The following is an 11,060-nucleotide window of genomic DNA, read 5'->3' as shown; positions in this document are numbered from 1 at the left end:
CTCTACAGAACTCCTCTTTTAAAATGTCCCCTAGTTGAATCTGTTTTATCAATGATATTCTTATTATATAAAAATGAATCAATATAATCTTTAGCTATATTTTTCACTTCATCCTGAGATTCAATTGTAAAATTCAATCTGATTGTCTGAGGACTTAATTTGTTAATATTATCCCTATATCCTAACAAAGATAAAGGTTTGCAATTATACATTAAATTATAACAGTAATCGCATACACACTTTATATTAAATATATTATTTAATCTGTCTTTAATTCCATATATATCATTGCTCTTTCTACAATTGTCTACTGTTTTTAAGCAACAGTTGGCAGAAATCATTGTAGGTATATAACCATAAGCAACAAAATTCTCACCCCCACAACCGCGCTCTCTTAATTCTGCATAATTAAGTTCTAACGGGCTTGTAGTTGTTATGTGATCATCACAATAATATTTTTTCGAAATACTGTTATACGCATAAACATTATAATCAAAAACATAAAGAGTTTCCATCTTTTTTTCTTTCAAATAGAAATATTCCTCTATATTTCTTATTAAAAATCCGTCAAAATTTTTTAATGCTTCACCAAATTTAGCATTAAACTTTTTAACGTCCTGTTTTCTAAAAACATACGGCATTGCCAAATATACTTCTTTTTTTACGCGCCTGCATTGCTCAATTATATCACTTATGTCATTAGAAAACAAAAACTCTTCCAAATATACTTTTGAAATTTCTTTAAATGATAAAACGGCATTTAATTGTTTCTTGTTAGAAACCATTGCTACAAAATTATATTTCCCATCATTATTATTATAATTATTAATTTCTGACGAATCTTTACGTTCAAATAATATATTCTTTCCTTCCGTTTCCTCTATGGTTCTATTATATTTAACTATAATTTCATTGTATGTTTTTTCAATGAAATCACGTCTTAAATTATTCAATGCTCCAACAGGTACGAATAAATTTTCATCTATATTTATTGATAAACTCCTGAATTTAAAATCTGTGTTTCCGAGTTTACTTAATTGTTTAATAACTGTTTCTTTAGTTATCGGCTTATTTTCAGCAATAAACGGTACCTGTCCTTGTGCTACAACCTTCTTATGATTAATTGTTGTACTAATTTCTATAGGATAGTTTTCCTTTATTACTACAGTCGCATCTAATAGATATTTTTTTCTTTCTTTTAAATATTTTTCTCTAATATAACTAATATATTCTGTATTTTCTAATCTAAAGGATGGCTTCTTTAAAGAAATCATGTTTCTTCCATTATGTTGTTTAAAATAACTTTCATTAAAACCATTCCTGTTAAATAAATCCCATAATTTCTGTAAATCTGATTGTTCTACTTTATATTGTATTTGGGAATTTTCCTGAGTCTTCAAATATAAATCTACATATTTTCTGTAAATACTTACCACTCCCGCAACATACTCAGGTTTCTTCATTCTGCCTTCTACTTTCAGTGAATACACACCACTTTCTATTACTTCCGGCAGAATTTTTAATGTACAAATATCTTTTGGACTAAGTACATATTTTTCATTCTTTTTATTTAATACTTTTCCGTTTAATGTAACATCATACTCCATTCTGCAAGGCTGGGCACATTGGCCTCTGTTTCCGCTACGACCACCTATAAAACTACTTAGGAAACACTGGCCTGAATAACAATAACATAAAGCTCCATGAACAAAACTTTCGATTTCGAGATTTGTCTTTTGATGTATATATGATATTTCATTTAAAGAAAGTTCTCTTGGTGTGACAATTCGTGACACGCCAAGTTTTTTCAGATATTCAACTGTCAAATTACCGAAAATTGTCATCTGGGTACTTGCATGAATATGCATCCCTGGAAAATTTTCTTTTATAAACAATAATACTCCCATGTCCTGTACAATAACGGCATCCAACCCATTAGTATACAGTGGAAGTAAATAATTATATAGTTTTTCTTTTATTTCATTATCTTTTACTAAAGTATTAACTGTTAAATAAATCTTTCTATTAAATAAATGTGCATACTGTATTGCACTTATTAATTCATCCTCCGATAAATTATTTGCATTAGCTCTTGCTCCAAATAATTCTCCACCGGTATATACTGCGTCAGCTCCGGCATTTATGGCTGCTATAACGCTTTCATAATTTCCACCCGGTGCAAGTAACTCAACTAACATAAATTTCTCCTATAACTGTTTTATTAGTAAGAAACGACCAGGCCGAAGCCTGATCGTTTAATTTACTTTTCAAGTTCTGTCTGAAGTTTAACAATCTCTTTTTCGAGATTCTTAATTTTTTCAAGAGCTTCATCTAATTCTTTAGTTGCTGTCTCAGCTTTCGAATCTGAAACTATCAACTCATGTTTTAAATCGTATACTTCTTTTTCCTTTAGTTCTAAATCACCCTCAAGCATGTCTGCCTGTTTTTTTGCTTTAAAATAATCATTTGCTATGTTAATTTCAAGAAGTATTCTCTGCATATCCATATTCTGCATACGATAGCTTTCATTCTGTTTAAAGTCCTGTATCATATTATTGATATATGTAGCAACCTTCTGTAGATACGCTTCACTCTCAAATCCACCTATATTGTAAATCTTCCCATCAATAATAACATCCACGTAGTTCTTTGATGACATAATTATCTCCTTGTACTAAAATCATTGATTATAATATCACAAAATCTTTTAAATTAAAAGAAGTATGTAATTTATCACTTTAATTATTTAACCTTAATGCTCTTTGCCTTTGACCATACTGTGTATCCAGCACTTGTTTTAACTCTTGTTCTAACATAAATCTTCTTCTTTGATTTAATCTTCTTACCTGTTAATTTAACAGTGTTCTTCTTTGAAGTAACTTTTGTCTTTGAACTAAAGTTCTTCTTTGTTGAATACTGGAATTCGTATGACTTAGCACCTTTTACTTTCTTAGCTGTAGCCTTAATGTAAGCTTTCTTAGCTTTCTTTGTCTTAAGTTTTGGAGCCTTTGATGTTGCAACTGGATTTCCTGCGACTACCTTAAAGTCTTTAATTTCAACCTGACCGCTCATGTCGTTTTCATCTGGGAATTCTTTTAAGAAAGCACCCATAGCTAACATAACGCCCATTGTCTTCTGCTTATACTTAATTGTATCGCCAGGCACTGTAACCTTAGTTGTGACTGTAACATAATCATCATTTCTGCTATCTAATTTAATCATGTTCTTGAAATCTTTTGTGTTTGAAAGAACATTTGCTCCCTTATATGTAGCCTTAACAGCATAAAGATTTACTGCTGGATCTCCGTCCTTTGTGTTATTTCTGTAAGCTTTTAAATGAACATGCTTAATGTAGTTCATCTTACCTGTTCCTACATTGTATCCTGTTCCATCTTTACGTTTCTTTGTCTGTTTAATTTCATTCTTTAATGTTGACTTAATCTTAAATGAAATTGTGTAAGTACGTCCTCTATCAATGTTAAGGATTTTCTTTAATGTAACACCCCAAGGGTTGCTCTGTGCTACAGTTCCCATTGGTGTCCACTGAGCACTATAACCTGTACTTGTAATGTTAAGTAATGCATCTCCGTTTGTTGAAGCTGCAGCAAGCTTAGCATTTTCGCCATAGCTCTTGAAAGCGTTCTTCTGGTTGTTGTAAACCTGACCATCTTTCTTTAATTCATCTTCCCATTTTCCACCATCTTCTCTAGTGTGAATTGAAAATGCCTGCCACTTAACTCCGTTAGAGATATCTGTACCTGTTTTAACTGCGGCTGGTACTGTACCGACCATTCCTACTACCATTGTTAAAGATAATGCAACGGCAGAGATCTTTTTGAAAAAATTCTTTCTCATTTTATACACCCTCCTAAAAAATTTCATCTCTTTTATATTACCATTTTTAAACGTTTTTTTCAACACCTATATGTGTATAAGCAAAGTCTGTTACCACTCTGCCTCTCGGTGTCCTTTGAATAAATCCGTTTTGAATTAAATATGGTTCATAAACATCTTCTAAAGTGCCTGCATCCTCGCCTAAAGCAGCCGCTAAAGTATCAAGTCCCACAGGTCCGCCTGCGAACTTGTAAATTATGGTTTCCAGTATGCTTCTATCACCTTTATCAAGACCTAACTTGTCAACTTCTAAAAGGTTCAAAGCATCATTTGCCACTTCATATGTAATCTTACCGTCGTATTTAACCTGAGCAAAATCCCTTACCCTTTTTAACAAGCGGTTTGCAAGACGTGGTGTTCCTCTTGAACGTCTAGCCATTTCAACAGCTCCCTGTTCATCAATTTCAACATTAAGTAAGCCAGCAGACCTTATAATAATCTGCTTTAATTCATCTATTGTATAAAACTCCAGCTTATTAATAACACCAAATCTGTCTCTAAGAGGGGCTGTTAATAGTCCTGCTCTTGTTGTTGCCCCAACCAAAGTAAACTTAGGCAAATCAAGTCTAATAGATCTGGCCCCCTGACCTTTACCAATCATAATGTCAATTGAATAGTCTTCCATGGCCGGATACAAAACCTCTTCTACCTGTCTGTTTAATCTGTGAATTTCATCTATAAACAAAATATCATTTTCCGATAAATTATTAAGTATGGCAGCCATCTCTCCCGGCTTTTCAATTGCCGGTCCTGAAGTAATCTTAATATTAACGCCCATTTCATTTGCAATTATAGTTGACAAGGTTGTTTTTCCTAGTCCCGGTGGTCCATAAAACAATACATGATCTAACGGTTCATTTCGCGATTTTGCTGCTTCTATAAAAATTTTCAAATTATTTTTTGCTTTCTCCTGACCAACATATTGATCAAGAGAAGATGGTCTAAGACCTTTTTCTATTACAACATCCTCGGATGCTGCTTCTGTTTGAATAATTCTTTTCGCCATTTATCTTTCCTTCATATTATAAAAGTTATATTATATTCTTCAATGCCTTTTTCAATACTTCCTCAACATCCATGCTTTCAGTAATTTCTATCTTCTTAACTGCGCTGAAAGCATCGCCCTTAGAATAACCAAGCGCTACTAATGCGTCAACTGCGTCTGACTGGACACTGTTTGAAATATCATCATTTCCTGATGTATGAATCATATCTTCCAAATCTATCTTATCTTTTAATTCTATAATAATTCGCTGAGCAGTTTTGGCACCTATTCCCTGTGCTTTTGAAATTGCCTTGGCATCACCTGAAATTATTGCCATTTGAAGTTGTTCTCCAGGCAATGCAGAAACAATGGCAAGGCCGCCCTTTGGACCAACACCACTTACACTTATTAATTTTTTAAATAATTCTAATTCTTCTTTAGAAAAAAAGCCAAACAACTGCATTGCGTCTTCACGTACATTAAAGTATGTGTAAATCTTGACTTCTTCTCCTATACCTAATGTTTCAAGTGCCGTTACCGGCATTAGAATATTATATCCTATCTGATTATTTTCAATAACAACTCTGTCCAATTCAACCGAATCAACAACACCTTTTATGTATGAAATCATTATCTGTCTCCCTTTTTCACTTCGTTCATTAATAGAACAAATGTTTACCTTGAAGATATAATAACACATTTTTTTATCTATTACAATTCAAATTATAATTTAAAACAGGATTCTCTTTCAACCAGTGTACAAGGCATTTTTACCTTAACCGCAGTTGAAATACTCAAATTTGAGGCTCCATATAAGAAATTAACACCATATTGTCCCATATCATAAGCCGGTGCATGTAACGTTGTAAGTGAAGGTGTTGTGTAGTTACAAATACTGGCATCATCAAATCCAACAATAGATATATCCTCTGGCATCTTTAGTCCTTTTTCATTAATTGCCTTCATTGCGCCAAAAGCAATGTAGTCACTTGCACAAACAACAGCTGTGGGTATTTCATCTGAATCTATCAAATTCTTCATCATTTCATAACCTGATTCGATACTGTAGTTACCCTGTCTTAAGAAAGTATCACAGTCCATTTCATTTTCCCTGCAAAATGACACATAAGCATTTAATCTCTCATCTTCTACAATCTCATTTTCATCTAACACTTCTACTCCTGCAAGGAAGCCTATTTTTTTATGACCTAAAGATAAAAGATAATCCATTCCCTTGTAAATTGCATCTTTGAAGTCCATGGAAAAAGTTGTCACATTGTAGTCAGGCATTTCCATATCCAAAAATACTGTGTTTGACGTGATTTTAGTAATAGACTTTATATCTTTTTTACTAAATTTTCCAATGCAGATTATTCCATCTACGTCATTTAAATTTTCAATATAGTTCTCGTCACTTTTAAATACTCTTATAATTTGTATTGAGTTTTTAAGACAAAAATCTTCAATTCCATTTCTCACAGAAAGATAATATGAATCCTGCATCTCCTGTTCTGCTGAAAACCACTGTACAATCCCCAAAGTAAAATTACTTTTCTTACTTCTACCTGTTTTTTTATAATTTAGTTTTTTTGCAGCCTCCATTACCCGCATTTTTGTTTCTAAAGATGTACTAAGACTGCTGTCATTATTTAAAATTCTTGAAACTGTTGCCATGCTCACATTTGCCATTTTGGCAATATCTTTAATCGTAGCCATTTTTTACCTCCAAAATTATGTATCTAATATGTATTTCATTATCTAACTTGCATTATGAAATTTTCATTATTCTATTTACTCAAACCGTTAATTAGTAACTATCCTAAGTTGCCTAATAAATAGCTTTTTTTCAATACTTATATATTACAAAACCTATTTACTTTTTTCAATAATTTTTTTACTAAATTTTACTAAAAGTTTACCACAAAAAAATAACGATTTTATACGTACATTTATACTAATTTCCTTTTATTATATTTATTACTTTTTCACAAAGATTTTTTATTTTAGTAAACTTTGTTGATTTTTTAGTAAAATAATTTTATATTTACCTTAACAGAAGAAATTTAAAAGTTTTCAACTAATTATTTGTTACGGTTTCACTACATATTTTGGAGGTATTTTATGAAAATAGACGAATTAAAGAAACAAATATTAAATAACAAATTCAACTCTACTTTAGCAGATATATACTATGACGATTCTGAAATGATTGATTATCAGAAAAATCGTTATATTAATGCATTAAGTAAATACGAAAAATTTTTCGACGATGAAGATGTTGAAATTTACAGTGCTCCCGGCAGAACTGAAGTTGGTGGCAATCATACAGACCATCAGCATGGTATGGTTCTTGCAGCTTCAATTAATTTAGATGCAATAGCCATTGTTGGAAAAACTACCGAAAACACTATAGAACTTATATCTGAAGGTTATGACCCAATTTCAGTTTCTGTAGAAGACTTGAATGTAAACGAAAAAGATTTTGGCACTACTTCTTCTTTAATTAAAGGAGTTCTTGCAGGAATGAAAAAAGAAGGCTATAAAATAGGACCTTTTAAAGCTTATATTACAAGCGATGTAATAAACGGTGCCGGTCTTTCATCTTCAGCAGCTTTTGAAGCAATTATCGGAACCATTATTTCAGGTATGTATAACAATATGGAAGTATCTTCCACTGAAATTGCTCAAATCGGACAATATGCAGAAAATGTTTTCTTTGGAAAACCTTGCGGCTTAATGGACCAAATGGCTTGTTCCGTAGGGGGTTTTGTACATATTAATTTTAAAAATCCTGACTCACCAATAGTCGAAAAAGTCGACTTTGATGTTGAAAAAGAAGGCTATAGTCTTTGCATCACAGACACCAAAGCCTCACATGCAGATTTAACAGATGATTATGCTGCCATTCCTGCTGAAATGAAAGAGGTTGCCCAGTATTTTAACAAAGAATTTTTAAATGAAATACCTGCAGATGATTTTTATGATAAAATTCCTGAACTCTACTCTGCTGTTAGCAATCGTGGGTTATTAAGAGCAATTCACTTCTTCGGTGAAAATGCCAGAGTTCAGAAAGAAGTTGATGCATTAAAAAATAATGACTTCACAAACTTTCTTAATTTAGTTAAAGAATCAGGTAATTCATCTTATAAATATTTACAGAATATTTATTCAGGAAAAGATTATAAAAATCAGCCTGTTTCAGTTGCATTGGCGGTTAGCGAACTTGTATTAAAAGACAACGGTGTTTGTCGCGTACATGGTGGTGGTTTTGCCGGAACAATACAGGCATTTGTAAAAAATGAATATGTTTCAACTTACAAGGAGCAAATGGAAAAATTATTAGGTGAAAACACATGTCATGTTTTAAAGATTAGAAAATATGGAGGAATTAAAGTATTATGATTAATGTAGTTATAGATGAAAATATAAAAAGACTTGTACAATATGGAATTGATAATAATTTAATTCCTGAATGTGAAAGAATTTATTCTACAAATATGTTGTTGGAAGTTTTTGGTAAAGAAGATTTCAGCGATCCTGATGTAGAATATAATTTAACTTTAGATGAAATATTAGGAAACTTGCTTGATGCAGCAGTAAAACTAAATATAATAGAAGATTCCGTTACTTACAGAGACTTGTTCGACACAAAAATTATGAACTGTATCACTCCAAGACCAGGGCAGGTTATTTCAACTTTTTTTGAAAAGTATGAAAAATCACCAGAAGAAGCAACTAACTTCTACTACAATTTTTCAACAAAAACAAATTATATAAGGAAATCAAGAATTGAAAAGAATAAAAATTGGAAATACCAATGCGAATATGGAAATTTAGATATTACAATCAATTTATCTAAACCTGAAAAAGATCCGAAAGCTATTGCCGCAGCTAAAAACGTAAAAGCATCTTCATATCCTAAATGTGCATTGTGTATTGAAAATGAGGGTTATGCCGGCAGAGTTAATCATCCTGCAAGACAGAATCACAGAGTTATTCCTTTAACTCTTAATAATTCTAAGTGGTGCTTTCAATATTCCCCTTACGTTTATTACAATGAGCACTGCATAGTTTTTAACGGTGAACATACACCAATGAAAATTGAAAAAAGCACTTTTGTAAAATTATTTGATTTTGTAAAAATGTTCCCTCATTATTTTTTAGGTTCAAATGCAGACCTACCAATTGTAGGCGGTTCTATTTTAACACACGACCATTTTCAAGGGGGCAACTATACTTTTGCCATGGCAAACGCACCTATAATTAAAGAATTTTCTGTTGGCGATTTCCATGATGTAAAATGTGGAATTTTAAAATGGCCTATTTCAGTAATAAGACTTGAGTCTGAAAATTTGGATTCTTTAATTAATCTTGGCAATCATATTTTGGAAGTTTGGAGAAACTACAGTGATGAAGAATATTTCATTTTCTCTGAAACTGATGGTACTCCTCATAATACTGTAACTCTTATAGCAAGAATTAAAGATGGAAAATATCAGGTTGACATTGCTCTTAGAAACAACATTACAACTAAAGAACATCCATTAGGTGTATTCCACCCTCACGAAAACCTGCACCATATAAAGAAGGAAAACATCGGTTTAATTGAACTTATGGGACTTGCTGTTTTGCCGGCAAGACTTAACAAAGAAATGGACATTCTATCTGATTATATTTTAAATAACAAAGATATCCGTTCAAATGAAGAAATCAGAAAACATGCTGACTGGGCATACAATTTTATTCCTAAGTATGAATCAATTACTAAGGATAACATTAATGAAATTCTTCAACAGGAAATCGGAAAAACTTTCGTTAAAGTATTAGAAGATGCCGGAGTATACAAATGTACCCCTGATGGAATGAAGGGCTTTATGAAATTCATTCAGCAACTATAAAACAATAAGCTGTTAATATCTTATCTGATATTTTTTTATCAAAATATCCACAGTTAACAGATAATAATTAAAAATAACAGGAGATTTCATTTATGATTATTGAAGATTTTGGCACATTAAGTAACGGTAAGGAATGTAAATTATATACTTTACAAACCCCTGCTCTCGATTTATCAGTTACAGATTATGGCACTACTCTTGTAAACCTGATTGTTAAGGATGGTGACAAAAAAACTGACATCGTTCTTGGTTTTTCAAATGCAAAAGATTATGAAACTAAAAACGATCCATGTTTCGGTTGCAATGTAGGCAGAAACGCCAACAGAATAAAAAACGGTAAATTTACTTTAAACAATGTTGCATACAGTCTTGACCAAAACGATGGTAAAAACAATTTACATAGTGGTAACAATCCTTATTTTAAACGAATATGGAATGTTGAAACTTATGATGATAACCACATTACATTTTCACTGAACAGTCCTAATATGGATCAGGGATTCCCCGGTGAGATAAAAGTATTTGTAACTTACAAAATTATAAACAATAATTCATTTGAAATAATTTTTGAAGGTATACCAAAGGAAGATACAATAATTAATATTACTAATCACTCCTACTTTAATCTTAACGGTGAAGGTTCAGGTTCGGTATTAGACCATAGCGTACAGATTTTTGCAGACTACTATACTCCTGCCAACAGGGAATCGATTCCTTTAGGAACTGTTGAATCGGTAAAAAACACGCCTATGGACTTTACCAGCCCTAAAAAAATTAGGTTAGAAATAGAGAATGATTTTCAGCAATTAATTTACGGTAAAGGTTATGACCATAACTTTGTAACCGTAGAACCTAATAAGGCAGTTAAATACGAAGATTTACCTTATAATGGAAAACTTCACAAAATTGTTGAAGCTACCGGTGATAAGTCAGGAATTAAACTTTCCGTAGAAACAGATTATCCGGGTGTCCAAATGTATACAGCCAATTATGTAGAGAATATTTCAGGAAAAAACGGGCATGTATACAACCAGCGGGCCGCTGTTTGTTTTGAACCACAATTTTTCCCTGATGCAATTAATAATCCAAATTTCATCAGTTCAGTATGCCCCAAACATAAAACATTCAAAAAACATATTTTGTACACACTAAATACATAATTTCGGACTACTATATGATTATAGAACAGTTAAATAATTAAAACTCCCCTTTAAAATATATTATTTAACTAAATGGGATTGTGGATTTCCCTCTCACACAATCCCTAATCATATAGATATTTA

9 protein-coding genes are annotated in these 11,060 nt (G+C 31.9%); 3 read left to right on the top strand and 6 right to left on the bottom strand.

Features of this window, described 5'->3' with window-relative positions; all coding sequences use genetic code 11:
- Positions 1-2 precede the first annotated feature (2 nt).
- The 6 genes from ACQY63_RS02245 to ACQY63_RS02220 all read right to left on the bottom strand — a co-directional run bounded on the left by ACQY63_RS02245 (position 3) and on the right by ACQY63_RS02220 (position 6,595).
- Entirely contained in the window at positions 3-2,198 is a 2,196-nt protein-coding gene (locus tag ACQY63_RS02245; protein WP_428244646.1) for a peptidase U32 family protein, read from the bottom strand.
- A gap of 62 nt (positions 2,199-2,260) precedes the next feature.
- Positions 2,261-2,659 carry a cell division protein ZapA gene (gene zapA, locus ACQY63_RS02240; protein ID WP_022165270.1) on the bottom strand — a complete coding sequence of 133 codons (399 nt, stop codon included), beginning with the start codon at positions 2,657-2,659 and terminating at the stop codon, positions 2,261-2,263.
- An 83-nt stretch (positions 2,660-2,742) separates the two neighbouring features.
- Complete coding sequence (locus ACQY63_RS02235; protein ID WP_302689812.1) at positions 2,743-3,855, bottom strand: hypothetical protein; 1,113 nt, start codon at positions 3,853-3,855, stop codon at positions 2,743-2,745.
- 46 nt (positions 3,856-3,901) lie between these two features.
- Positions 3,902-4,900, bottom strand: a complete 999-nt coding sequence (ruvB, locus tag ACQY63_RS02230; protein WP_022165269.1) for a Holliday junction branch migration DNA helicase RuvB — start codon at positions 4,898-4,900, stop codon at positions 3,902-3,904.
- A gap of 25 nt (positions 4,901-4,925) precedes the next feature.
- Positions 4,926-5,510 (bottom strand): Holliday junction branch migration protein RuvA, encoded by a 585-nt coding sequence (gene ruvA, locus ACQY63_RS02225; protein ID WP_022165268.1) that lies wholly within the window; start codon positions 5,508-5,510, stop codon positions 4,926-4,928.
- A 92-nt stretch (positions 5,511-5,602) separates the two neighbouring features.
- Positions 5,603-6,595: a LacI family DNA-binding transcriptional regulator gene (locus ACQY63_RS02220; RefSeq protein ID WP_022165267.1), complete on the bottom strand. Its 993-nt coding sequence runs from the start codon at positions 6,593-6,595 to the stop codon at positions 5,603-5,605.
- A gap of 405 nt (positions 6,596-7,000) precedes the next feature.
- Here ACQY63_RS02220 and ACQY63_RS02215 point away from each other — a divergent pair, with 405 nt between their 5' ends.
- The 3 genes from ACQY63_RS02215 (at position 7,001) to ACQY63_RS02205 (ending at position 10,937) form a co-directional block, all read left to right on the top strand.
- Positions 7,001-8,281 carry a galactokinase gene (locus ACQY63_RS02215; protein WP_428244645.1) on the top strand — a complete coding sequence of 427 codons (1,281 nt, stop codon included), beginning with the start codon at positions 7,001-7,003 and terminating at the stop codon, positions 8,279-8,281.
- Positions 8,278-9,777: a UDP-glucose--hexose-1-phosphate uridylyltransferase gene (gene galT, locus ACQY63_RS02210; RefSeq protein WP_022165793.1), complete on the top strand. Its 1,500-nt coding sequence runs from the start codon at positions 8,278-8,280 to the stop codon at positions 9,775-9,777. Before ACQY63_RS02215 ends, galT begins: the two co-directional genes overlap by 4 nt.
- 92 nt (positions 9,778-9,869) lie before the next feature.
- Positions 9,870-10,937: an aldose epimerase family protein gene (locus ACQY63_RS02205; protein ID WP_022165792.1), complete on the top strand. Its 1,068-nt coding sequence runs from the start codon at positions 9,870-9,872 to the stop codon at positions 10,935-10,937.
- Positions 10,938-11,060: the final 123 nt, after the last annotated feature.

It is taken from the genome of Eubacterium sp. Marseille-QA0814, from assembly GCF_965119675.1.
Classification (GTDB): Bacteria; Bacillota; Clostridia; order Lachnospirales; family Lachnospiraceae; genus Eubacterium_G.
Note: the sequence above shows the minus strand (reverse complement) of the source record. Positions and strands in the feature narration are given on the sequence as shown.